At 60.7% G+C, this 24,794-nt stretch carries 21 protein-coding genes, 1 tRNA gene and 1 other RNA gene; 6 read left to right on the forward strand and 17 right to left on the reverse strand.

Annotated elements, in window-relative coordinates:
• Positions 1–76: 76 nt before the first annotated feature.
• The 10 genes from FEU76_RS09840 to betI form a co-directional block, all read right to left on the reverse strand.
• Positions 77–1,816 (reverse strand): ABC transporter substrate-binding protein, encoded by a 1,740-nt coding sequence (locus FEU76_RS09840; RefSeq protein WP_096923089.1) that lies wholly within the window; start codon positions 1,814–1,816, stop codon positions 77–79.
• A gap of 85 nt (positions 1,817–1,901) precedes the next feature.
• On the reverse strand, positions 1,902–2,174 hold the full coding sequence (locus FEU76_RS09845) for a DUF2160 domain-containing protein (RefSeq protein ID WP_039178296.1): 273 nt from the start codon (positions 2,172–2,174) through the stop codon (positions 1,902–1,904).
• 13 nt (positions 2,175–2,187) lie between these two features.
• Positions 2,188–3,081 (reverse strand): carbohydrate ABC transporter permease, encoded by an 894-nt coding sequence (locus FEU76_RS09850; RefSeq protein WP_039178294.1) that lies wholly within the window; start codon positions 3,079–3,081, stop codon positions 2,188–2,190.
• A gap of 1 nt (position 3,082) precedes the next feature.
• Positions 3,083–3,970, reverse strand: a complete 888-nt coding sequence (locus FEU76_RS09855; protein ID WP_039178292.1) for a carbohydrate ABC transporter permease — start codon at positions 3,968–3,970, stop codon at positions 3,083–3,085.
• Entirely contained in the window at positions 3,960–5,063 is a 1,104-nt protein-coding gene (locus tag FEU76_RS09860) for an ABC transporter ATP-binding protein (RefSeq protein ID WP_039178289.1), read from the reverse strand. The genes FEU76_RS09855 and FEU76_RS09860 overlap by 11 nt, the downstream gene beginning before the upstream one ends.
• Positions 5,056–6,156 (reverse strand): ABC transporter ATP-binding protein, encoded by a 1,101-nt coding sequence (locus tag FEU76_RS09865; protein ID WP_144982596.1) that lies wholly within the window; start codon positions 6,154–6,156, stop codon positions 5,056–5,058. Before FEU76_RS09865 ends, FEU76_RS09860 begins: the two co-directional genes overlap by 8 nt.
• A 430-nt stretch (positions 6,157–6,586) precedes the next feature.
• Positions 6,587–9,073 carry an acyl-CoA dehydrogenase gene (locus tag FEU76_RS09870; protein WP_096923087.1) on the reverse strand — a complete coding sequence of 829 codons (2,487 nt, stop codon included), beginning with the start codon at positions 9,071–9,073 and terminating at the stop codon, positions 6,587–6,589.
• Between the two features lie 196 nt (positions 9,074–9,269).
• The gene (gene betA / locus FEU76_RS09875) at positions 9,270–10,973 is read right to left on the reverse strand and encodes a choline dehydrogenase (RefSeq protein ID WP_144982599.1); all 1,704 of its coding nucleotides are present in this window, start codon (positions 10,971–10,973) and stop codon (positions 9,270–9,272) included.
• A gap of 55 nt (positions 10,974–11,028) precedes the next feature.
• Entirely contained in the window at positions 11,029–12,498 is a 1,470-nt protein-coding gene (betB, locus tag FEU76_RS09880) for a betaine-aldehyde dehydrogenase (protein WP_144982602.1), read from the reverse strand.
• A 10-nt stretch (positions 12,499–12,508) separates the two neighbouring features.
• Positions 12,509–13,117, reverse strand: a complete 609-nt coding sequence (gene betI, locus FEU76_RS09885; RefSeq protein WP_039178275.1) for a transcriptional regulator BetI — start codon at positions 13,115–13,117, stop codon at positions 12,509–12,511.
• Positions 13,118–13,323: 206 nt separating this feature from the next.
• Here betI and FEU76_RS09890 point away from each other — a divergent pair.
• From FEU76_RS09890 to FEU76_RS09900, 3 genes are all read left to right on the forward strand, one after another.
• Positions 13,324–13,397 (forward strand) — tRNA-Met (locus FEU76_RS09890).
• A gap of 45 nt (positions 13,398–13,442) precedes the next feature.
• An RNA gene (gene ffs / locus FEU76_RS09895) (signal recognition particle sRNA small type) lies at positions 13,443–13,539 on the forward strand.
• A 162-nt stretch (positions 13,540–13,701) separates the two neighbouring features.
• Complete coding sequence (locus FEU76_RS09900; protein ID WP_039178272.1) at positions 13,702–14,487, forward strand: DUF3750 domain-containing protein; 786 nt, start codon at positions 13,702–13,704, stop codon at positions 14,485–14,487.
• Here the strand turns inward: FEU76_RS09900 and FEU76_RS09905 are convergent, their stop codons facing one another.
• The 6 genes from FEU76_RS09905 to mntR form a co-directional block, all read right to left on the reverse strand.
• Complete coding sequence (locus FEU76_RS09905; protein WP_260851394.1) at positions 14,488–15,228, reverse strand: aspartate/glutamate racemase family protein; 741 nt, start codon at positions 15,226–15,228, stop codon at positions 14,488–14,490.
• Between the two features lie 4 nt (positions 15,229–15,232).
• The gene (locus tag FEU76_RS09910) at positions 15,233–16,537 is read right to left on the reverse strand and encodes a TRAP transporter large permease (RefSeq protein ID WP_144982605.1); all 1,305 of its coding nucleotides are present in this window, start codon (positions 16,535–16,537) and stop codon (positions 15,233–15,235) included.
• Complete coding sequence (locus tag FEU76_RS09915; protein WP_144982608.1) at positions 16,534–17,106, reverse strand: TRAP transporter small permease subunit; 573 nt, start codon at positions 17,104–17,106, stop codon at positions 16,534–16,536. The genes FEU76_RS09910 and FEU76_RS09915 overlap by 4 nt, the downstream gene beginning before the upstream one ends.
• Before the next feature lie 18 nt (positions 17,107–17,124).
• Positions 17,125–18,162: a TRAP transporter substrate-binding protein gene (locus FEU76_RS09920; RefSeq protein WP_039178258.1), complete on the reverse strand. Its 1,038-nt coding sequence runs from the start codon at positions 18,160–18,162 to the stop codon at positions 17,125–17,127.
• Positions 18,163–18,451: 289 nt separating this feature from the next.
• Entirely contained in the window at positions 18,452–19,300 is an 849-nt protein-coding gene (locus tag FEU76_RS09925) for a MurR/RpiR family transcriptional regulator (RefSeq protein ID WP_144982611.1), read from the reverse strand.
• Positions 19,301–19,375: 75 nt separating this feature from the next.
• Entirely contained in the window at positions 19,376–19,852 is a 477-nt protein-coding gene (gene mntR / locus FEU76_RS09930; protein ID WP_039178251.1) for a manganese-binding transcriptional regulator MntR, read from the reverse strand.
• Between the two features lie 152 nt (positions 19,853–20,004).
• Between mntR and FEU76_RS09935 the strand changes: the two genes are divergently transcribed.
• Genes FEU76_RS09935 through FEU76_RS09945 form a run of 3 tightly spaced genes read left to right on the forward strand, consistent with a single transcriptional unit; the run spans position 20,005 to position 22,697 of the window.
• Complete coding sequence (locus tag FEU76_RS09935; RefSeq protein WP_039178249.1) at positions 20,005–20,925, forward strand: metal ABC transporter substrate-binding protein; 921 nt, start codon at positions 20,005–20,007, stop codon at positions 20,923–20,925.
• Between the two features lie 6 nt (positions 20,926–20,931).
• Positions 20,932–21,756 carry a metal ABC transporter ATP-binding protein gene (locus tag FEU76_RS09940; RefSeq protein ID WP_144982614.1) on the forward strand — a complete coding sequence of 275 codons (825 nt, stop codon included), beginning with the start codon at positions 20,932–20,934 and terminating at the stop codon, positions 21,754–21,756.
• A 14-nt stretch (positions 21,757–21,770) separates the two neighbouring features.
• Entirely contained in the window at positions 21,771–22,697 is a 927-nt protein-coding gene (locus tag FEU76_RS09945; protein WP_186299127.1) for a metal ABC transporter permease, read from the forward strand.
• A gap of 8 nt (positions 22,698–22,705) precedes the next feature.
• Here FEU76_RS09945 and FEU76_RS09950 read toward each other — a convergent pair whose 3' ends face one another.
• Positions 22,706–24,685: a monovalent cation:proton antiporter family protein gene (locus FEU76_RS09950; RefSeq protein WP_144982616.1), complete on the reverse strand. Its 1,980-nt coding sequence runs from the start codon at positions 24,683–24,685 to the stop codon at positions 22,706–22,708.
• Between the last annotated feature and the right edge of the window lie 109 nt (positions 24,686–24,794).

Here is a 24,794-nt window from a genome sequence, read left to right on the forward strand (position 1 = left end):
CAAGAAAAAGCCCCAGGTTGGCACGCGGTCGTCATTGACTCCGAAACGATGGGCGGGCTTGCGCCCGCCCAAGGGCTCAGCGAGTGCCTGCGGCCATCCAGGCTTCCATCATTTCGTCGTAGGGTACGGTGGTACCCTGCGGCATTTCATCGTCGAGTTTTGGTTTGGGCGCGCCGTCCTGATCCAGCCAGTACTGGGGGTCACGCTCTTCGTTGAGTACCGGGGCATAGCTGTCGAACACATTGGCCCGAGCCAGGCGATTCATGGTGTTGTCCATGTCGGCCGCCAGCTTGTCCAGACCTTCCTGGGGCGTGACTTCGCCGCTCATGACCGGTGCCAGGTTTTGCCACCACAGCGGTGCCATGCGCGGATAGTCAGGCACGTTGGTGCCGGTCGGCGTCCAGTTGGACTCGTTGGGGCTGCGGTAGAATTCCACCAGGCCGCCGAGTTTGGGGGCCATTTCGGTCATCTGGTCCGAGAAGATGTCGGATTCACGAATGGGCGTGAGGCCGTGCATCAGTTTTTCCAGCGAGGTGGTCTTGGCCACGGTGAACTGGGCGAACAGCCAGGCCGCCGTACGACGGTCTTCGGGCGTGGAGTCGAAGAAGGTCCAGGCACCTACGTCCTGATAACCCACTTTCATGCCTTCTTCCCAATACGGGCCCGTGGGCGAGGGCGCCATGCGCCACAGCGGGTTGCCTTCGTCATCGGTCACGGCCACGGAGGGGTCGGTCATGTCGGCAGTGAAGGCGGTATACCAGAAGATTTGCTGGGCAATGTGACCCTGCGCAGGCACCGGCCCGGCTTCACCGAACGTCATGCCCTGGGCTTCGGCAGGCGCAAAGTCACGCAGCCAATCCACGGCTTTCTGCATGGCAAATACCGACGCCGGTGAGTTGGTGGCACCACCGCGGCTGACGCTGGCGCCCACCGGCTGGCTCTCCTCGTTCACGCGGATGCCCCAGTCGTCGACGGGATTGCCAAACGGCACCCCTGGGCTGCCCATGCCGGCCATCGACAGCCAGGAGTCGTGGAAGCGCCAGCCCAACGAGGGGTCACGGCGACCATAATCCATGTGGCCATACACTTTGGTGCCATCGATCTCGCCCACGTGGACGGTAAAGAACTCGGCGATATCCTCGTAGGCCGTCCAGTTGGTGGGAACGCCCAGGTCGTAACCGTAGATTTCACGGAACTGTTCCTGCAGGTCTTCACGCTGGAACCAGTCATAGCGGAACCAGTATAGGTTGGCGAACTGTTGGGTTGGCAGTTGGTAGACGCTGCCATCAGGCCCGGTGCCGTACTGCAGGCCGATGAAGTCGTCCAGGTCCAGCGTAGGCAGGGTGTAGTCTGCCCATTCGTTGGCCATGGCCTCGGTCAGGTTGATGGTGGTGCCGTAACGGATATGCGTGCCGATGGAATCGGTATCGTTGACGAAACCGTCATAGATGCTGTTGCCGGACTGCATCTGGTTCTGCATGGTGTCCACCACATCGCCTTCGCCGATGATGTTGTGGGTGATGTTGATACCGGTCAGCTCGCTGAACGCCGGGGCCAGCACTTCGCTTTCGTAGACGTGGGTCGTCAGACCCTCGGCGACGGTCTGAATATTCATGCCTCGGAACGGCTCGGCAGCCTTGGCGAACCACAGCAGCTCCTCTATCTGCTCCTCGCGGCTCAGGGTAGAGTTCTGGAAGTGCTCATCGACCAGCCGTTCGGCGATGGCGCGTGCTTCCTGGTCGTCGGCCATGAGGGCCCCCGAGGCCAGCAGCAGGCTGGCAGCGAGGGTAGTGAGTTTGAAGTTGTTATTACGCATGTTGACCTCGTTTTGTTGTGCTCTTCCCTGATAACGTGAGCATCCTTGGTACCGCGGTAGTACGCCGAGACCGCCCAGTAGGCGCTCAGCCCCAGCGCATCAACACCAGCAGCCAAACCGCTGATAGTGCCAGTGCAATCCAGATCGAGAGCGTGGTGAAGCCAATCACGCCCAGGTGAATGAACGCTGCCGACAGCAGGCCGATGAACAGCCGGTCGCCCCGCGTGGTGCTGATGGGGAGAAAGCCCTTGCGTTCGATGGTGGGCGAGAGAATCTCCCACAGGGTCATCCCCGCCAGCATGGCAGCGATCGATGAAAAGAAAATGGCAGTAGGGGTGGTCCATACCATCCAGGACATGGCCGTTGCTCCTTCAGGTGCGACCCAGGGCAAAGCCCTTGGCGATATGTTTACGGACGAAATAGACCACCAGAATGCCCGGCACGATGGTCAGCACGCCGGCCGCGGCCAGGGTGCCCCAATCGATGCCCGATGCGGTGGACGTACGAGTCATGATCATGCCGATTGGCTGAGCATCCGTGGCGGTCAAGGTGCGGGCCAGCAGCAGCTCTACCCAGGAGAACATGAACAGGAAAAACAGCGTCACGCCGATGCCCGAACGAATCATCGGCAGGAAAATGGTCACGAAGAAGCGCGGAAAACTGTAGCCATCGATGTAGGCCGTTTCGTCGATCTCCTTGGGGACGCTGCTCATGAAGCCTTCCAGAATCCAGATGGCCAGCGGGATGTTGAACAGACAGTGGGCCAGCGCGACGGCAATGTGGGTGTCGAACAGGCCTACCGAGTAGTAGAGCTGAAAGTAGGGCAGCAAAAACACCGCGGGTGGTGCCATCAGGTTGGTGAGCAGCCAGAAGAACAGGTGCTTGTCGCCGATGAAACGATAGCGGCTGAACGCGTAGGCGGCCGGTAGTGCCACGCAGATGGTGATCAGCATGTTCAGCGACACATAGGCCATCGAATTGACGTAGCCCATGTACCAGCTGGGATTGTTGAAAATCCGCAGGTAGTTATCGAACGTCAGATTCTGTGGCCACAGGGTCATCGAGCCGAGGATTTCGCTGTTGGTCTGCAGCGACATGTTGATCAGCCAGTAGATGGGCAGGATCATCAGGAACAGATACAGGCCCAGCAGCAGGCGCGAGCGCCAGCGGCTGCGAGCGTTGCGACGACGGCGCTGTGCCGGGGTGGTGCGGCTGAAGATGGTATTGAATTTCTCGCCCTGCTGGGCATTGTCCAGACGGTACATGTCATGCCCCCCCTTGGGTGTTCTTGTCTTTTTGCATGTGCATGATGGTGGTGTAGAACACCCAGCTCACCAGCAGGATCACCAGGAAGTAGATGATCGAAAAGGCCGCCGATGGTCCAAGGTCCTGCTGGCCAATGGCCATGGTGGCCAGCGACTGGCTCAGGAAGGTGGTCGAGCTGCCTGGGCCACCGCCGGTCAGCACGAAGGGTTCGGCATAGATCATGAACGAATGCATGAAGCGCAGCAGCACCGCGATCACCAGCACGTTGGTCAATTTGGGCAGCTGGATATAGCGGAAGATGGCCCATTTGGAAGCGCGGTCGATACGGGCCGCCTGATAGTAGGCTTCCGGGATCGAGCGCAGGCCGCTGTAGCAGAGCATGGCCACCAGCGGTGTCCAGTGCCACACATCCATCAGAATGATGGTGGCCCAGGCATCACTGGCGTTGCGGGTAATGTTGTAGTTCAAGCCCAGCTCACGCAGGCCCCAGCCCATCAGGCCGATGTCGCCCCGGGTGAAGATCTGCCAGATGCTGCCTACCACGTTCCATGGGATCAGCAGCGGTAGCGTGATCAGTATCAGTACCGCCGACGCCTGCCAGCCGCGCTTGGGCATGATCAGCGCAATCCCGATGCCCAAGGGCACCTGAATGGCCAGGATGGTCAGAGAAAACAGAATCTGGCGCACGAAAGCTGCCCGCAGCGCCGAGTCGTTGAGGATGCTTTCAAACCATTCGGTGCCGGTGAAGAAGCGCGCATTGGGGCCCAGCACGTCCTGCACAGAATAGTTGACCACGGTCATCAACGGGATGATGGCGGAAAACGCCACCAGCACCAGCATCGGCAACACCAGCAGCCAGGCACGGTTGTTATAGACTTTATTGTTCATGGCCGATCTCCACCCGGTATTCGTCTACGTACAGGCCCATATGCGCTTGAGGTAATAGCGCGTGCGCCTTGTCACCTGTCACGGCATGACCTTCGGGCAGCCGCGCCTTGAAGTGCTCGCCGTTGAGGGCAAAACTCAGCAGGGAGTAGGTGCCCAGGTCCTGAATGTTCAGCACGTCGATGGGCAGCGAGTTCGCGACCGGAGTATTGCTGACACTGATGAACTCCGGCCGAATGCCCAGTTTGACGTTGCTGGAAGGGGCGGCTGCAATCTGCGCGCGAAGCGCGGGGCTCACCGGCATGACCTGCTCGCCAAACAGCACCTGATCGTTGTGGTGAGTCACCGACATGAAGTTCATGCCGGGGCTGCCGATGAAGTAGCCCACGAACGTATGGGCGGGCGTTTCGAACAGCTCCCGGGGCGTACCGAATTGAACCACCTGGCCGTCGTACATCACGGCGATTTTGTCGGCGAAGGTGGACGCCTCCAACTGATCGTGGGTGACGTAGATCATGGTGATGTTGAAGCGCTCGTGGATTTCCTTGAGCTTGCGGCGCAGTTTCCACTTCAGCTGCGGGTCGATGACCGTGAGCGGTTCATCGAACAGAATCGCAGAGACGTCATCGCGTACCAGCCCGCGGCCCATGGAAACTTTCTGCTTTTCGTCAGCAGTGAGGTTTTTGGCCTTGCGGGACAGCAGCGGCGTCAGATCGAGAATATCGGCGACTTCTCGCACTTTGGGGTCTACCCGATATTCGGGGGTGTTCATGTTGCGTAGCGGAAAGGCCAGGTTGTCGTACACCGTCATGGTGTCGTAGATCACCGGGAACTGAAACACTTGGGCAATGTTGCGCTCTTCAGGAGGCAGCTCATTGACCCGTTGACCATCGAACAGCACGGCACCTTCGGAAGGTTCCAGCAGCCCGGAAATGATGTTCAGCAGGGTGGACTTGCCGCAGCCGGAAGGGCCAAGCAGGGCGTAGGCGCCCCCCTGGTGCCACACGTGATCCATCTGGCGTATAGCGTAATCCTCGGGGCCGGAAGGTTGTTTCGTATAGCTATGGGCGAGCCCCTGTAGCGTGATTTCAGCCATGGGTCACACCTCCCTGGGCCGATGCGGGAACGTGCACCGTATTGCCTTGCTTGTCGAAGGCATACAGCTGGTGGGTCGGGAAAAAGACCTGGATGGCGTCGTTGACATTGAACTCGTGAATGCCCGCCAGGTGCAGCACCAGAGGGAAGCGCTCGTGGTGAACGTGCAGGAAGGTTTCCGAACCGCTGATTTCGGCCACGTCCACACGAACGTCCAGCGCCAGATCGTTGGCCGAGTGCCGCTCCAGGGTAATGTGCGACGCGCGCACGCCGAAGTCGTAGTCGCCGGCGGGCAGCCGTTGCAGGTCTGGGTCGCAGGGAAAGTGCAGGGATTGATCGAAGGTGATATCGGCGCTGGTCAGCTTCCCGGGCACGATGTTGATGGGTGGCTCCGAGAACATCTCGGCAGTGTGACGGCCATTGGGCTGGCGATAGACCCGTTCGGTGGGGCCATACTGCAACAGGCGCCCTTCATGCATCACGGCGGTGTTGCCGCCCAGGGCCAGCGCTTCGTTGGGCTCGGTGGTGGCGTACACGGCAATGCAGTTGCGCGCCTTGAACAGCTCGCGCAGTTCGTCGCGCAGCTCTTCACGCAGCTTGTAGTCGAGGTTGACGAGTGGCTCGTCGAACAGGATCAGGTCGGCATCCTTGACCAGCGCACGGCCCATGGCGGTGCGCTGCTGCTGACCCCCGGAAAGCTCTTGGGGGTAGCGCTCCAGCAAATGCTCGATATGTAACATTTCCGCAATGCTTTCGACCCGCCGTTTGATCTCCTGGGAGGGCGTCTTGGCCAGCTTCAGCGGTGAGGCGATGTTGTCGCGCACCGTCAGGCTGGGGTAGTTGATGAACTGTTGGTACACCATGGAAACGTTGCGCTTGCGTACCGAAACGCCGGTGACATCCTTGCCATCCATGTAAATGCGCCCGCGGGTGGGTTGTTCCAGGCCGGCCATCAAGCGCATCAGCGTGGTCTTGCCTGCCAGGGTCCTGCCCAGCAGCACGTTGAAAGAGCCCGGTTCCAGCGCCAGATCGACCCCCGTGATATGAGGGTCACCGCCGACGACGTGGTCGATGTTTTGCAGATGTAAGGACATGCCGATCTCGTTAGCGTCGTTGTTATGAATATTGCTATGGATATTGCTATGCGTGTTGTTATAGGTGTTGTCATGAACAGGTAGTGCGAAAACGAGTGTGTCTATCGCGCGGGTAGATCGGTCGAGCAGCTTGTTCTCTGTTTTTCTACTGTTCTAGGCCACCGACCAAGGCGATATTTTCATTAACGAAAGGCTAGTTGATCATTTTCGAACGTGCAACGCTTTTTTGGGTGCTCATATATTCGCTTTTAGGCGTAGAGAGCCCATCACAATACATGCGCTTTGGGTAGGGATAGGAGGGGTAACAGAAGGCGGGGCGGTGCCGAAGGAAAGCAAAATGGCGCTGTACGTTTCGTTTTTGAACTCTGGAAGGCAATAAACGAAAAAACCGGCCTGTGTCAGGCCGGTTTCATTCACGCTCAAGCGTCGTTTACTTGACGCTGGTTTCTGCTTGCGGCGTGGCCTTGGCAGGCGCCGCGTTGTGGTCGATCAGCGTCGCCTTGTCGTTGGCAAAGGCATCGTAGGCGAAGTCATCCACGGTGAGCATTTCGAGCACTTCGGCCTCGAACGTGCGCATGAACGTGGCGTCGTCCTCGTTGATCAACCCTTTCTCCAGCGCGGCTTCCACGCGTGCTTCCGGGTGTAGCGCCGTTTGCGGCAGCTCGCCCTTGGCATAGGCCTTGTTCACCGTGCGGTAGATGGCCTCGGCGCGCTCGTACTCTTGCAGCAGGGCATTGTAGCGGGCCAGCGGATTGCGCTCGGCGCCGTCATCCTTGTCCCAGGTGTTGCTCAGCAGCTTGCTGCGCAGGGCACTCTGGGTGGAGACGCGATGAGCGATGTCGCGGGCCAGGTCGTCATGGGGCTTGTTCCAGCGGCGGCCCGTCGGCATGACGACCACTTTAAGCACCTTGCCCAGGGCGCGGTTGGGCAGGTTGTCGAAGATCTCGACAAACGCCTGTTCAGCGCGGTTGAGCAGGAACTGCAGGCTGTAGTGCAGCAGCGCTTCTTCACCTTCTACCTTGTTGCCGGTGTGCCACTGCTTGAGCACCATGGACGCCAGATAGAGGTTGGAGAGAATGTCGCCCAGTCGTGCCGAGAGCATTTCGCGCTTCTTCAGCGTGGAGCCCAGGCTGGCCATGGCGGCGTCGGCGCAGAGGCCAAAACCGGCCGACAGGCGCGCGATGTCCTGCGCATAGCCAACGGCCGGACCGCTGAACGGCACGCTGGGCTTGCCGAGGCCGAAGCCCAGCGTGAAGGCGCGGGCCGCGTTGCCGAAAATCAGGCCCGCATGACCAAAGAACGCCTTGTCGAATGCTTTCGCGTCGTTGGCATCCTTGGCGGCCAGCTCCTCCAGCACGTAGGGGTGGCAGCGGATGGCGCCCTGACCAAAGATCATCAGGTTGCGGGTCATGATGTTGGCCCCTTCCACGGTGATCGCGACGGGGTTGGCGCTATAGCCGATGCCCAGGTAGTTGCGTGGGCCGAGGGTCACGGCCTTGCCGCCGTGAACGTCCATGGCATCGCTGAGCAGCACGCGCTGGAACTCGGTCAGCTGGCTTTTCAGAATGGCCGAGGGGACGGCGGGCTTCTCGCCGTGGTCGATCAGGTTGGCGGTCTGGTATACCGTGGCGGCAGAGATGTAGGCCAGCGAGGCCATGCGAGCCAGCGGCTCCTGTACGCCTTCCATTTCGGCAACCGGCACGTTGAACTGACGACGTACCCGTGTAAAGCCGCCGCTCCAGCCCAGCGCATAGCGGGCGGTACCGGTGGCGCCCGAAGGCAGCGTGATGCAACGGCCAATCGACAGGCATTCCACCAGCATCCGCCAGCCCTGACCAATCATGTCCGGGCCGCCGATGATGGTGTCCAGCGGTACGAACACGTCCTTGCCCTTGATCGGGCCATTCATGAAGGGGCTGCCGATGGGGTGGTGGCGGCGGCCAATCTCCATGCCCTGCGTGTCACGCGGGATCAAGGCCAGCGTAATGCCACGGTCTTCTTCGTCGCCCAGCAGCTTTTCCGGGTCGAACAGGCGGAATGCCAGGCCCACCACAGTGGCAATCGGCGCCAGGGTGATCCAGCGTTTCTCGAAATTTAGGCGCACCCCGACCACTTCCTGGCCATCGATGACCTGCTTGCAGACCACGCCGGTATCCGGCAGCGAGGTGGCGTCGGAGCCTGCGCGGGGGCCGGTCAGGCCAAAGCAGGGGATTTCACGGCCATCGGCCAGGCGCGGCAGGTAGTGATCCTTCTGTGCCTGGGTGCCGTACTTGAGCAGCAGCTCACCGGGGCCCAGGGAGTTGGGGACACCGACGGTCACCATCAGCGTTTCGTTGGCGGAAAGCTTCTGCAGTACCATGGATTGCGCCTTGGCAGAGAAGCCCAGACCACCGTACTCCTTCGGGATGATCATGCCGAAGAAGCCTTCCTTCTTCAGGTAATCCCACAGTTGCTGGGGCAGGTCGGCACGCTCCTTGGCGATGTCCCAGGCGTTGCACATGCCTGCCGCCTTGGCGCACTGCACATCCAGAAAGGCCTGCTCTTCTTCGCTCAGCCCGTCATCCTTGAAATCCAGCAGCGACTGCCACTGGGGCTTGCCGGAAAACAGCTCTCCATCCCAGGAGACGCTGCCCGCTTCCAGCGCGGTGCGCTCGGTGGCAGACACCTTGGGGGCCACTTTCTTGAAGGTGGCAAAGATGCGTGGGGTCAACCAGAGGCGACGCAGGGCGGGCAAACCGGCCACGGCCACGGCCAATGCGCCGATCAGCAGCAGGGTGCCCGTTACGGGGGCGCCCAGCACGATGCCGACCAGGCCCAGTACGCCCAGCAGGGCCAGGGCAGGAGGTGCGCCTGCCTCGCGGCGCATCACCACCAGCAGGCCAGCCACGGCCAGCACGATGAGTAGTAGGGTGAGCATGGGGTTCTCCATAGGTGGATGGTCTTGAAGGTATTTAAACGCATGTTTGAATATTCGCAGAATCGCTTGGCAGTGTGCAAGCGTTTCGGCCTTATACGTTCGCTCTATACCCTTCACTGTAGCTCAGTTGCGGCATAAAAAAACGCCATGGCGAATGCCATGGCGCGGGTTGCTGGATCAGCGTGTGCAGGTCGGGTCAGGCCTGTGTGGCGGGCGTTCCTTTGTTGACCGCTCCTTTGGCAGGTGCCCCATTGGCAATGTAGTAATCGACCTGGGCGCGGGGCAGGGGCTCGCGACCGCGAATGCGATCGGCGATCTTTTCGGCCAGCATGAGGGTGGGCGCATTCAGGTTGCCGGTAGGAATCACCGGGAACAGCGAAGCATCCACTACTCGCAGCCCTTCCAGGCCGTGCACACGGCCCTGGGCATCGGTGACGGCCATGGCGTCTTCGCCCATCCGGCAGCTACCGCAGGGATGGTAGGCGGTTTCGGCGTGCTGCTTGACGAAGCTGTCCAGCTCGGCATCGCTTTGTACCTCGGGGCCGGGGGCAATTTCACGCCCACGGTAGGCGTCGAAGGCGGGCTGGGCGATGATCTCGCGGGTCAGGCGTATGGCATCGCGGAACTCCTGCCAGTCCTTCTCCTTGGCCATGTAGTTGAACAGGATGCTGGGCGCGGCGTGGGGGTCTTTGGAAGTCAGCCGGATGCGGCCACGGCTCTCGGAGCGCATGGAACCGACGTGGGCCTGGAAGCCGTGGGCCTCTACCGCGCTTTTGCCGTTGTAGCTGATGGCGATGGGCAGGAAATGGTATTGCAGGTTGGGCCACTCCTCCTCGTCGTTGGAGCGGATGAACCCGCAGGATTCGAACTGGTTGCTGGCCCCAATGCCGGTTCCCTTGAACAGCCACTCGGCACCAATCTTCGGCTGGTTGTACCATTTCAGCGCCGGGTAGAGGGAGATGGGCTCCTTGCACTCGTACTGAATGTACATCTCCAGATGGTCCTGGAGGTTTTCGCCGACGCCGGGCAGTTCATGCACCACGGGGATGCCCAGCTCTTTCAGCCACTCCGGGTTGCCCACCCCTGAACGCTGCAGAATCTGCGGCGAAGCAATGGCGCCGCCACACAGCAGTACTTCACGACGTGCCCGGGCCTGCGTTGGTTGGCCCTTCCGTTCGTAGCGGACGCCCACGGCACGCTTGCCCTCGAACTCGATCACGTCCGTGACGGCATGGGTTTCGATGGTCAGGTTGCTGCGCTGTTTGGCGGTATCCAGGTAGCCACGGGCCGTGGACGCGCGCCGCCCCTTGGGCGTGACGAAGCGGTCCATGGGGCCAAACCCTTCCTGCTGATAGCCGTTGACGTCTTCGGTTTCCGGGTAGCCCGCCTGCTTGGCCGCTTCGATGAAGGTCCGGTAAAGCGGGTTGTTATCCGCCTTGGGCGTGGTGATGCTCACCGGGCCACCGCTGCCATGATACTCATTGGCACCGATGTCACGGTTTTCGCACTTCTTGAAGTAGGGCAGGCAGCTCAGGTAATCCCACTCTTCGAGCCCGGGCTGCTTGGCCCAGTGGTCGTAATCGAGGGCATTGCCGCGAATGTAGCACATGCCGTTGATCAAGGAAGACCCGCCCAGCCCCTTGCCTCGTCCGCACTCCATGCGGCGGTTGTCCATATGCGGTTCTGGGTCGGTTTCGAACGCCCAGTTATAGCGTTTACCCTGTAGTGGAAACGCCAGCGCGGCGGGCATCTGGGTGCGAAAATCGAAGCGGTAGTCCGGGCCACCTGCTTCCAGCAGCAGCACGCTGACATCGCTGTCTTCGGTCAGGCGCGTGGCCAGCACGTTGCCTGCTGAACCAGCGCCAATGACGATATAATCAAATTCACGTACTTGCGACATTCGTTTACCTTGGCAAAGACGACATGAAGAGCATCAAACGGTGGCGGTGGGCGCCTTAAAACACCGATTCAAACGGGCCCATCTCGATCTGTACGGACTTGGTCTGGGTGTAGTGATTGAGCGTCTCGACGCCGTTCTCGCGACCAATGCCCGACTCCTTGTAACCGCCTACCGGCATCTCGGACGGCGACTCTCCCCAGGTGTTGATCCAGCAGATGCCGGCTTCCAGCTGGTGAATCACTCGGTGGGCGCGGTTGAGGCTCTCGGTGAACACCCCGGCGGCCAGCCCGTACAGGGTGTCGTTGGCGCGGCGAACCACCTCGTCTTCATCATCGAAGGCAAGCACCGACATGACCGGGCCGAAAATCTCCTCTTTCACGATCCGCATGTCGTCGGTGCAGTCGGTGAACACCGTGGGGGCCGCCCATGCGCCGTTGGCCCATGGACCGCTATTCCACTGTTCGCCACCGGCCAATACGCGGGCTCCTTGCTCTTTGCCCAGGGCGATGTAGGAGAGCACTTTCTCCTGATGCTCGAAGCTGACCAGCGGGCCAAAATTGATGCTGGGGTCCATGGGGTCACCGGCCTTGATGCGCGCCACGCGCTCGACCAGCTTGGCTTCGAAGGCTTCCTTGACGCTGCGCTCGACGAAGACACGGGTACCGTTGGTGCAGATTTGGCCACTCGAATAGAAGTTGGCCATCATGGCGGCATCGGCGGCGCGGTCCAGGTCGGCATCGGCAAACACGATCAGCGGCGATTTGCCACCCAGCTCCATGGTCACGTCCTTGAGCGTGGAGCCACCGGCAGCGGCCATGACTTTCTTGCCGGTGCCCACTTCGCCAGTGAAGGACACCTTGGCAATGCCGGGGTGCTCGGTAAGCATGGCACCGACTTTTCCGTCACCTTGAACGACGTTGAAAACGCCGTCTGGCAGGCCTGCCTCGGTGAAGATTTCGGCGAGTTTCATCACCGTCAACGGCGTGACCTCGCTGGGCTTGAAGACCACGGCGTTACCCGCCGCCAGCGCAGGCGCGGCTTTCCAGCAGGCAATCTGAATGGGGTAGTTCCAGGCGCCGATGGCACCGATCACACCCAGCGGTTCCCGGCGGGTATAAACGAACGAGCTTTCGCGCAGCGGTATCTGGCTGCCCTCGATGGCGGGGGCCAGGCCTGCGTAATACTCCAGCGCATCGGCGCCGGTGACGATATCGACGTTGGCGGTTTCGCTGATGGGCTTGCCGGTGTTGCGGGTTTCCAGCTCGGCGAGCTCATCGTTACGTTCGCGTAGCAGTGCCACCGCGCGCAGCAGAATGCGTGAGCGTTCCATGCCGGTCATGGCTGCCCAGACCCGCTGGCCTTGCTGCGCGGTGCGTACGGCCTCGTCGAGATCGCCCTGGCTTGCCTGGCCAACGGTGGCGAGCAGAGAGCCATCGTAGGGGTTGGTGACGGTGAAGGTGTCACCTGACGTCGCCGCGACCGTGCGGCCATTGATATATAGAGGAAGTGCGTCCTGATGGGCCATGGGGTTCTCCTTAATATGATGCGTCAGCGGTGGTGTGCTTCAGGCAGCCGTGGTGGGCCAGCAGTTGATCCAGATAGGCGTGAGCCAGTTGCCGTGCTTCCAGCGCATCGAGCCCTTCCGGCGCCAGGGCGCCGCGTAGCCAAAGACCATCGATCATGGCAGCCAGCCCGCGCGCGGCGTTGCGCGCATCGCGATGCGGCATGACGCGCCGGAACTGGTGGCACAGGTTGGCATATAGCCGACGGTCGTTGACGTGCTGTAGACGTTGCAGCACGGGCTTGTGCATGCTGCTGGCCCAAAAAGCGAGCCAGGTCTTGGCGGCAGGGCCGGTCACCTGGGAGCGGTCGAAGTTTCCTTCGATGATGGCGCCGATGTGGGCGCGTGCCGAGTCGTCGTCCAGCGCCTGGCGGCGCGCCGCAACGGCATCGGTCAGGTCGGTCAGTATCTGGCGCATGGTGGCTTCGAGCAGGCCATCCTTGCCGCCGAAATAGTGGCTGATGATGCCTGCCGAGACTCCGGCATGCCGGGCAATGCGCATGACCGTCGCTTCCGCCAGACCCACTTCGTCGATGGCGGCCATGGTGGCCTTGATCAACTGCTGACGACGTATTGGTTCCATTCCCACCTTAGGCACGGCGATCTCCTGAACACTCTTCGAGGATGATGAAAATTATCATGGCACTTTTTTATTGAACGTTCAATTAATAAAAGGCAATTGACGGTACTTGCGTGCTGTCTTGTTCATCGTGAAATGAAATACCTGAGGCGAGTGACTTGCCTTTTGCCAACGAGATTGGCATAATCTGCACCCGCTGATGTCGGAAAGGCTACGTAGCTCAGCTGGTTAGAGCACATCACTCATAATGATGGGGTCCCCTGTTCAAATCAGGGCGTAGCCACCGGTCAGCCAGGTACGCTTATCTTGTGTACTGTCATGGTGGCCCCTTAGGTCCTCCCGCAACGCTAAACTGCGAACCCCGCCAGGCCCGGAAGGGAGCAACGGTAGTGGTGGCTGCGTGTGCCGGGATGTGGCTTTTGGGGCCGCCTCCATTATATCCTCCCCCTTTGTTTTGCTTCGCTTGATTCCCTGTGGGTCGAGATTCTGTTGCCCGTACGCGGCTCCATTTGGCACTCTGATGGCCTTTTGCGCTTTCTGAGTGGTCGTGCGTGCCAGAAACGTCTCTTTGTCACTTCGGAAAGCTCATGAAAACTCTACTGCGTTGGATAGCGGGCGTGGTGGTGCTGTTGGCACTGCTGTTGGCCGGGCCCGCCTGGATGTTGGCCAGTAACCAGGTGGTTACCGATGGCCACTGGTCGAATCTGGACCGCTCATCGGCGGGGTTGGCCCCAGACCCGGACGCCCATCCCGAGGCGGTGGTGCAAGTGTACGCTGCACGGGCGTATCACTGGCGGGGCGCGTTTGGGGTGCATATCTGGGTGGCTACCAAAGCTGACAATGCCAGCGACTACCGCCTGCACCAGGTGCTCAGTTGGCGTCGGCCCACCGTGGTGTCGAGCACCGATACGCCGGATCGGGCGTGGTTTGGCCATGCGCCCGAACTGCTGGCCGATTATCGCGGCGATGAAGCGGGGCAGTTGATTACCCAGATAGAAGAGGCGATTGGCCGTTACCCTCAGGCCGATTTATACCGGGTGTGGCCCGGCCCCAACAGCAACAGTTTCATCGCATGGCTTACCCGCGAAGTGGAGGGCCTGGCGGTGGCGTTGCCGGTCACCGCCGTGGGCAAGGATTTCCTGTTCGATAGCGTAGTAGCTCCTGTGCCCAGCGGCACCGGGTATCAGTTTTCGCTGGGCGGGGTGTTGGGGTTGATGCTGGCGCTGGAAGAGGGCGTGGAACTCAACGTGCTGGGCATGAGCCTGGGCGTCGATATTCTCAGGCCGGCCTTGAAGCTGCCTGGCGTGGGCCGGGTGGGCCTGCCTGCTCGGGTGCTGGGGAATGCTGCCGAGCAGGCAGAGCCGCAGGGGTGATCAACCTGCTGGAGCCTCGGAGCTCAACGTTAGTAAAGGAGTGTGCACGTAGCGGATGGCGTCGCTTAGCCCGTCCGTAATATTGATGCCATACCGCTCACTCAGCAGAGCCGCTCGACCCACGAAGGCGCCGGAGCCCAGCACGATGGCATTGGCACCCTGGTCGAGCGAACTCACGATGGCGTCATGCAAGCGCTGTTCGGCCTGCGGCGTGCGGGCAGCGGTTTCCGATACCCCCATGCCAGTGGCCACGATCCGACAGCGCGCGTCCAGGCCATAGCCACGGCTCAGCGCGCGGATGGTTTCCACGGCGCCCTCGAACGTGGTGATGACGGTGAAGGGGCGGTCATGCTGGCCAGCGGCGCGCATGCCTGCCTCGGCCAGGCTCACCACTGGGCGCTGTGTTGCATCGCGTAGTTCTTGAACCGCCAGATCATCGAAGCAGGCCATGATGTAGCCAACGTCGTCGGCGGACTGGCGCTGTTGGATCAGCGCCATGACCTCCCGAGTGGCGGTGGCCTTGTGCGCTGCATTTTCGATGGCGATAGGCCCCGCCAGTGGATTGGTGACCTCCATTTGAACCCCTTCAGGCGAGCACTGCCGTACCAGGCGGCGTATTTCCCTGGTGACCTGGGGATTGGTGTTGGGGTTGATGACCAGAATGCGCGATGTGTCGGTTCGCGACGCTTGGCACATGCTGCCGATGGGGGCTGTATGGCTGGGTCCTGTCTTGATCGTCATTGCCTCAACGCCCCGCCAGAAGGTCAGGTAGCCACATGACGATGTCTGGCCAAATCATGATGGCAAAGGTGAACAGCACCATGATGCCCACGAAGGGAAGCGATCCCATGATGACGTCGTTGAAGCTGCCGCCATCCTTGCGCACGCCCTGAACCACGAACAGGTTCATGCCCACCGGTGGTGTGATGAGGGCGATCTCGCACATCAGCACGATGAAGATCCCGAACCAGATGGGGTCGATGCCCACCGCCATGACCATGGGCACGGTAATGGGTACGGTCAGTACCAGCATCGACATGGCGTCCATGAAGGTGCCCAGAATCACGTAAAACACGAATAGCACCAGCAGCAGCGTTACTGCCGTCAGGCCGAAGGAGGCGACCCACTGGGTAAGTGCTTGGGTAACTCCCAGCATCGAGATGGTGACGTTGAGCAGCAGGGCGCACATCAAGACGATGATCACCATGCCCGATGTTTTGGCCGCCTGCAGCGAGCAGTGAATCAACAGGTCCAGCGTCAGCTTGCCACCAACGGCGATGAAGCCAAGGGCGATGACCACGCCAATGGCGGCGGATTCGGTGGGGGTGGCCAGGCCGCCGTAGATGCTGCCCATGACCACGCCAAAGATGACCACGGGAGGAATCAGGTGCTTCGACAGCGACAGCTTGTCCTGAAGCGAGACATTGACCTCGACCAGCGATGCCTTGCCCGCCTTGCCGTGGGCGAGCCACAGGTAGAGCGAGAACAGCAGCGCCAGTGCAATGCCCGGTATCAACCCGGCAGCAAAGAGCTGGCTGACGGAGGTATTGGCCAGTTGGCCATACACCAGCAGGTTGATGCTGGGGGGAATGAGAATCCCCAGCGTGCCGCCCGCTGCCAGCGAGCCCAGCGAAGGACGAATGGGGTAGCGATACTGCTGGAGCGCCGGCAGGGCGATGGTGCCTACGGTGGCCGCGGTGGCCACCGAGGAGCCGGAGGTGGCGGAGAACAGCGTGCAGGTGGCGATATTGGTGTGCAGCAAACCACCCGGCAGGCGATTGAACCACACCGCCAGCGCGGCATACATGCGGTCCGCGATGCCGCCGCGTAACAGCAGCTCCCCCAGCAGCATGAAGAGTGGAATGGCGAGCATCGACGGGCTGTTCAGGCTGCTCCAGACGACGCCACCCATCATGTTCACCAGCGGGGCGCCGTACATCAGATAGCCGCCCGCCACGCCCACCAGCAAAATCGACACCGCCACTGGCAGGCTGAGCAGCATCAGGGCCAGCATGACCATGAACGCCCCTGCAATGACTGGAATACTCATGGCTGTGCTCCTTTTTCACGCTGCTCGAGGTCGGCCAGTTCGGCTTCGAGTTCTTCACTGGCTGAAGCAGGGCCGAAGCGCTGGTTCAGTGCGGGCCAGTCTCGCCGTATCAGCAGGCCCAAGGCTTGCAGGGCCAGCAGGGCCGCGCTCGCCGCAAAGATGCCCATGGCCACCAGCCAGACCGCTTGAGGGTAGATCAGCGGCGTGGCCCAGGGGGTCTGGGCGATGGAGCGGTAGTTATGCGTGTCGAGTACGGTCTGCACGGTAAAGTACAGCAGGAAGGCCGCCAGCAGCCCCAACGAGAGGGATGCCAGGGCATTGAGGATCGCTTTGACGGTGGTGGGCAGGCGCATGTGCAGCAGATTGATGCGAATATGCGACTGCTCGATCATGGCGACGCCGAAGGCCAGAGGCGCCGCCACCGCAATGGCGTAGCCTCCCAACTCATCGACGCCACCAAACGACAGCGAAAAGAATTTGCGAATCAGGGTCTCTATCGTGATCAGCACGGCCAGCAGTAGCATGAACGTGCCGAACAGGATCCCCATCAGGCGAGCACAAAAAGTCATACGGGTCTCCTGGTAACGTTACAGGCCAAGCTGAGCACCTACCGTTTCGCGCCAGGTGGCTTCGCAGTCGGCGGCCACGTTATTGCACTGGGTGGCCCACAGTGGCAGGGACACTTCCTCTACTGCGGCGGTGACGGCAGCCAGATCGGCGTCGGAAACGTCGACTTCGGTCAGCGCATACTGGTTGCCGAACTCGCAGGGCGACTCACCGGCGTTACAGCGCATGGCATCTTCGTAAAGCGCTTCCGAGTAGCTCCAGATGTCGTCGCTGAGCTCGGCAATGGCCGTTTCCAGCTGGGACTGCTGGGTCTCATCCAGGCGGTTCCAGGTGTCCAGGTTGATGGCGTAGCCATTGATGGCCAGCTGCAGAGCGATGGGCAACACGGTGGTCGTTGCCTCTGGCCAGCCGCCGGAGTTGGCCGAGGCAGGGCCGGTGATGCCGCAATCCACGACGCCACGAGAGAGCGCTTGTTGCACGTCGCCGAAAGGCATCGAAATGCCGGTGGCGCCCAACTGGCCAATGAAGTTGGCTGCGCTCTGGTCACCCACCCGTACGCGCAGGCCTCTCAAGTCCTCCAGGCCGGAAATCTCCTTGTTGCAGAAGATGACTTGGGGACCGGCAGGCCATACGCCCAATAACTTGGCGTTGAAGCGGGACTGCAGGCGTGAATCCACATAATCATAAAAGGCCATGACATTGTCCCGGCCAGTCTCGAAACTGGTGTTCAGGCCGATCAGGTCCATCCCGAGCACCGAGGGCTCGTCACGGCTGACCTGGGGGCCGCGCAGCGAGACGATGTCGAAAAGACCGGAGTTGAGGATGCGTAGCCCGTCCGTATCGGGAATGCCTGCCACATCTACCGGAATGTACTGAACCGTGGCTTCCAGGCCGCTGTGCTCGGCGAAATTTTCGAAGAAGGGGCGCTCCTTGTTCTGGGCAATCAGCCCCGAACCGGCAGGTTGGCCGAGCACTTTGAGAGACAGCGTATCGGCGTGGGCGGCGCTGCCGATCACAGCGGCGGAAAGGGCGGTCATGAGAAGAGTGCGCTTGAACATGGAGGCTTCCTGTTATCTGTAGTGGGTGCGATGTGGTACGCCAGGCTGGGCGTGTTGCTAACCGCGCATCCTGCGCAGCGTTTGTTAAGTAGATCCATATTTCATGCCACAAGCGCTATGAAATTTAAATTTCATATATAAAACAGGCAGAAACCACGCGTTGCCCGAAAAATGGGGTAACACGACATGGGGCGTGAGAGACAAAAATGCACCTTGAAAGTGCATGCTGATGGGGTGATGAACTAGAAGAGTGCTTCAGTAAAAGCAGGCGCTCGTCGAAATGGCTCGATTAAAGCTCTTCAAAGCGGTCGTTGAGGGTTTCGATGCGGCTCAAACGCTGTCGTGACGCGTCTCCGGCCAGCTCGATGGTGCGCATGATCAGCAGATGACAGAGGGTCATGACCGCAGTGTGATTGAACAGCGGCCCGGAAGCGTGCGTATGGCAGCGAAAATGCCAGGTAGCTTGAGGGTGGGGCTCCGTGCCTTCATCGGTGATATACACCAGCGAGGCCCCGCACTCCCTGGCGCTGCTCAGCAGCTGTTCGGTCGTCGCAACTCGGCGCCGCAACCCCAGCACGATGACGCTGTCTTCCGGGCCAATGTCGGCAAGGTGCTCGCCCAGGGTTTCACCAGGGCCGGGAATGGCGGCGATGTCTCCGGTCACTTGCAGCAGCTGCCAGCGCAGGTAGTCGGCCAGCGGGCGGCTGGCGCGATAGCCAACGACCCAGATTTTACGTGCCGCCAGCCATGCATGGGCGACGGCGTCGATATCGGCCTGGGTGATGGCGGCAAAGGTTCTGTCCAGGTTGTCCTTGCTGAAGGTCAGCCCCTGGGCAAGCCAGGATTCGGATTGGCCGAGACGCTGAGGGGGGAGAAACAGGCGCGACCCCGTCGTCTGCTCTTCGCGGGCATGCCTGCGTGCGGCTTCGTAATTGTCGTAACCCAGACGCCTGACGAAACGCGATACCGTCGCCTTGGAGACTTTTGCAAAGCGTGCCAGCTCCTGGGCATTGTAGCTGGCCAACTCGCCGGGGAAGTCGCAGACGAATTCACCCAGCCGACGCTCTGCCGGATGCAGGGAGGGCAGTGCATGGCGAACACGGGCAAGAAAGGAGCGTTCTTTCGAAGCGGGCGACATGACAGTATCCTGAAACCACGGTTTCTTGAATGATGCGGGTTATCAGGCGTCAGGACAAGACGGCCGCGTCAGTCATCACTGCGACTGCTGCTCGGTGAAGCGCTTCATGATGGCCAGGGTCGTATCACTCACGTGGTGCTCCATGCCTTCGGCATCGATGCGCGCGGTGCTGTCTTCGACGCCCAGAGCGCGCAGGAAATGCAGCACGATGTCGTGCCGGGCGCGGGAGGTTTCGGCCATTTTCTGGCCTTCTTCGGTCAGAAACAGCGAGCGGTAAGGCTGGCTGGTGACGAGTCCCAGCTCGTTGAGTCGCCGAATCATCTTCGACACGGTGGCCTGGCTGACGGCCATGCGATTGGCTATGTCTGCTGCTCGAGCCTCACCGCGGTGTCGCAACAGATCACCGATCAGCTCCACGTAATCTTCGATGAGCTCGGTTTCATGAGCGTTGCGCACGGTTTCATACTGCTGAGCGTGCTGCTCCACTGGCGGTAGGGCGTCACCGCTTTTCTCACATGAGGCAGGAGCGCGCCGAGGGTCGTGATCACTCATTGGCAATATTTATCAAGGTTAGTGGCATCGTTGATTGGTGATGGTAGCGCATTTGAACGGATAATTGTTAGCCAAGGCTAAACTATTTGCACTTGGCTTTTTCTTTGAGCTACAGTGATATCATATGTGAGTTTACACGGGAGCAGTTGGCGATGGCGAAATCTTACGGATGGATGTTGATGGGGGCTTCCCTGGCCTTCGGTGCGAGCACGTCCTCGGCGTATGCCAATGAGCTGTTGCATCCGCCCATCAACGTGGCCGTCACTTTTTCGGTGCTGGGCGATCTGGTGCAGCGGGTAGCGGGTGACGATGCCGAAGTGACCGTGCTGACGCCCATCAACGCTGAAGTGCATGAGTGGGAGCTGACGCCGGATAATTTTGCGGCCCTCGAGAAGGCCGATATCGTCTTCTACAACGGTTACCAGCTGGAGCAGTGGATGCGCCAGGTGGAAGCCACGGTATCGCAAGGCGTGCCCGTGCTGGCCGTGGCCGAGGACTCAGGCTATCCCACGCAGTCGATTGCGATAGGCGACATGGAAGGCGATATCGACCCGCATCTGTGGATGGACCCGCGTGCCGCCAGCGCCTACGTGCAGGCCATTGCCAACGCTCTGGAAGAGCGCTTGCCACAGCAGGCCGAAGAGATTCACCAGCGTGCCAGCGCGCTGGAAGACGAGCTGCACGCACTGTATGTCGAACTGCAAGAGACCCTTGAGGCAATTCCCGAGGAACGGCGTGTGCTGCTGTCCAGCGAGGCGGCGTTTCTCTACTTTGCCGATGCCTTTCACTTCAAGCACGATGGCATCTGGGGCACCAATGCCGAAACCGAAGGCTCTCCACGCCAGCTGATGCGCATCATCGATTTGATCAACGAGCGCCAGCCCGCCGCACTGTTCTGGGAAAGCACCATTTCTGACCGTCATGTGACCAGCATCGCCCGTGATACGGGGCTGCCGGTGGCAGGCCCACTTTACGTGGACTCGCTCAGCGAGCCGGACGGTGTGGCGGGTGACTACTTTGCCATGCAGCGACACAATGCCGAACTGCTGCGCCGTTATCTGGGCGTCGAGTAGGCCAACATGAACAGTGCTTCGTCACTACCTCCGGCTGCCATTGAGGTGTCGGGGGTCTATGCCGCCTATCAACGCCAGCCGGTGCTCGAAAACATTCAGCTGAGATTGCCGGCGGGGCGTTGGACGGCTATCGTCGGGCCGAACGGGGCTGGCAAGTCGACGCTGTTTCATGTGCTGACCGGTAGCATGAAGCCGCTGCGTGGTCAGGTGATGGCGTTCGGAGAGCCCATTCAGCGGCGCCGCAAAGCTGGTGATATCGGCTATATGGCGCAACGTGAAGCGATCGAGTGGGACTTTCCCATATCGGTGTGGGACACCGTAATGACGGCGCGCTACGGCCACATGCGCCATGACCCTCTATGGCGGCGTCTGCTGCCTGGGCGTTGGCAGGCTCCGAGCCACCGTGACGTCGTGAGCAAGGCGCTGCAGGACGTGAATATGCTGGACATGGCCGAGCGTCCCATTGGGGCGCTGTCGGGCGGCCAGAAAAAACGTGTGCTGTTGGCCAGGGCGCTGGCCCAGCAGGCCAGTATCCTGTTGTTGGACGAACCGCTAGCGGGCGTCGACCCGCCCAGCGAGCAGCTGATTCTCGATGTGCTCAAGCGGGAGCGAGAAGCGGGCAGGACCATTGTCATGGTGACCCATGACATGCCGGGAGCGCGCCGCTATGTGGACCACGTGGTGCTGATCAACCGCTTCATCCGCGGGGCGGGGTCCCCGGATGAAATGCTCAGCGACCGCAGGCTGGCCGAACTGGCGGTGAGCGCCCAGCCAGCGCCAGATTCTTTTACCTTGCAACAGACCAGTGCTCCTGCTTTGATGCCTCAATAACGGTCAATTTCAACATGTTAGATACACTGGATAGCATGGCCAGCGTGCTGATCGCTGGCCTGCTGGCGGCGCTGATGGTGCCCATCAATCTGCTACCCGACGCCATTTCCGATGCGTTTCAGTACGCCTTCATGCAGCGTGCGCTGCTGACCTCGATGCTGGTGGGCGCCATCTGTGGTCTGCTCTCCTGCTATGTGGTGCTCAAGCGCTGGTCACTGCTTGGGGATGCGATTTCCCATGCGGTCTTGCCTGGCGTGGCGATTGCCTACCTGCTGGGGCTGCCGTTTTTCATCGGGGCTTTCGTGACGGGGGCGCTGACGTCGTTGGGTATCGGTGCCATCGAGCGCCATACCCGCATCAAGTCGGATGCAGCCATGGGCATCATGTTCACCGGCGCTTTTGCGCTGGGCATCGTGCTGATCAGCAAGATGGCCTCCAGCACGCACCTGATGCATATCCTGTTCGGCAACGTGCTGGGCGTACAGCAGTCGGCGCTGATGCTCACGCTGGCCGCCAGCGTCGTGGCGCTGCTGGTGATATGGCTCGCCTTCAGGCCGCTGATGCTCTACGCCTTCGACCCCACGCAGGCCCAGGCGCTGGGGTTCAATACCAGCGTCATTCATTACGGCCTGATTCTGCTGCTGACACTGACCATCGTGGCAAGCCTGGAAACCGTAGGCATCATTCTGGTCGTTGCCATGCTGATCACCCCCGGCGCAACCGCCCACCTGCTGACCGACCGCTTCACAACGATGCTGTTGATTTCGACCAGCGTCGGTGTGGGGTCGGCGGTGCTGGGGCTATGGCTCTCTTATGCCTTCGACGTGGCTTCGGGAGGCACCATCGTCCTGGTCGCCACCAGCTGCTTCTTCCTGGCGCTGCTGTTTTCTCCTCGGCACGGGGTATTGATGCGCCACTGGCGGCATCGCCGTATCGCGTGACGCGCGCCTCAGTAGGACGCCGGATTCAGTTCGGCGTCTGCTTGTTCGAGTGCTTCGGGAGTGCCCAGCAACACCAGCACATCGCCCGGCTGTAGCGTGGTGGCTGGTTCAGGATAACGGATGCGCTCCTGACCTCTCACCAGGGCCGTGACCACCACCCTTGGCGCTTGCAGTGGGCAATTGCCGAGCGGCTGGCCGACATAACGGCTATCGGCATCCAGCACCAGTGAGTGCAAGCGCTCGATTCTGTCGTCATGCTCTTCGTTCAACCGCTCCAGGCTCCCTCTGAACAGCTCCTTGAGCATGGGGTAGCGATTGATGCGCTGCTCCTGAAGGCGCTGAGTCACACGCCACATGGGGACATTCAGGGTCAGCAGCGAATGCATCGACATGATCATGCCGCTTTCCAATGTTTCAGGGATGACTTCGGTAGCGCCAGCGGCGCGTAACTCCTCCGTGCCACTGTCGTCATGGGTGCGTACCACGATGGGCAAGGTAGGGACGGTGTCGTGCACGTAGCGAAGTGTCTGCAAGGTGGCAGTGCGGTCATCATGACTGATGATCAACAGGTTCGAGCGGCTCAGGCCGATACTCTCCAGCACGGTGGGGTCCGATGCATCGCCGTAGAAGACCGGATGTCCTGCCAAGCGAGCCTCTTTGACGATGGTCGGGTCCATGTCCAGTGCCACGAAATCGATCGACTCGCTCTCCAGGAACCGGCTGATCACCTGGCCTGTGCGTCCATAACCACAGATGATCACATGCTGTGCATAGTCAACCGCCGGAGGGGTGCCCTGGGCGGTTTCCTCTGAAGAGCCAGGACGCTTTCTAAATAGCCAGGCGGCCAGCGGTTGGTTGTAGCGAATCAGAAAAGGCGCGGCGATCATCGAGAACAGCACTGATGTCAGCGCGATTTGTGCTGGCGCTGCCGCGATGGTGTTGTGGTCCAGGCCAATGGCCAGCAGCGCAAAGCCAAATTCACCCCCCACCGCGAGGGTCAGGCCGGTGCGCAGAGCCGTTTGAGCATCGATACCCGAGTATCGCACCAGCGCTGCCACGATCAACGTCTTGATGGCGAGCAGGGCCACGGCGCCCAGCAGGGCCTGATGCCAAATGGAGGGCAGCAGCGCAGGCTCCACGAGCATGCCGATGCCGATGAAGAACAAGCCAAGCAAAACGTCACGAAATGGGCGTATGGTCGTTTCCACCTGATGGCGAAACTCTGTTTCGCCCAATACCATACCGGCCAGGAAGGCGCCAAACGCCATGGAAAGTCCCAGTGAATCCGTTGTCCAGGCGGCAATCAGCGACACGAACAGCACGGTCAGGGTAAACAGTTCCGCCGAGCGGCGGCTGGCTACCAGGTGAAACAGCGGTTTCAGCAGATAGCGGCCAGACACCAGCACGATGACAAACGCGGCCACTGCCTTGGCCATGGCAATGCCCAGTGCTCCGGCAATTTCCGAAGCCGCTGCGGTGCCCAGCACGGGTATCAAGATCACGAAGGGAACCGCCGTTATGTCCTGAAAGACCGACATGGTGGTGCCCAGGCGACCGTGTCGGGTCTGGCTTTCCCCTTGCTCCATCAGCTGTTTGCTGATGATGGTGGTCGAGGACTGGGTGAATACGGCACCAACGATGAAGGCCGCCACCGGGGGCAGGCCGATGGCCCACCCCAGCAGCGTGAACGCTGCCGTCGTCACGACGACTTGCGCCGTGCCCAGGCCGAGAATGGTGTGCCGCAGGGCATAGATTTGGGGCAACGGAAAGCTGAGGCCAATCGTGAACAGCAGAAACACGATCCCGAATTCGGCAATCGCCTGGATATAGGTGGTATCAATGGCAGGCCCTGCCGTATGAGAGCCAAGAATGACCCCCACCAACAGATAAGCCAGGCTGGGCGGGATTCTGAAGCGCTGAAAGAGCAGTACCACGAAAACCGTGACACCCAACAGCAAGAGTGTCTGGACGAGCGCTTGTTCTACCATGCAAGGTGCATCCTTGAATAATCAACATCATTTGGCCAACGATGCACTCTTTATGCCACTAATGGGCCAATTTGCCCATGTCGAAGGTCATGAGATGATTCGGTTTCGT

The organism is Halomonas sp. C22 (assembly GCF_007655045.1).
Classification (GTDB): domain Bacteria; phylum Pseudomonadota; class Gammaproteobacteria; order Pseudomonadales; family Halomonadaceae; genus Vreelandella; species Vreelandella hamiltonii.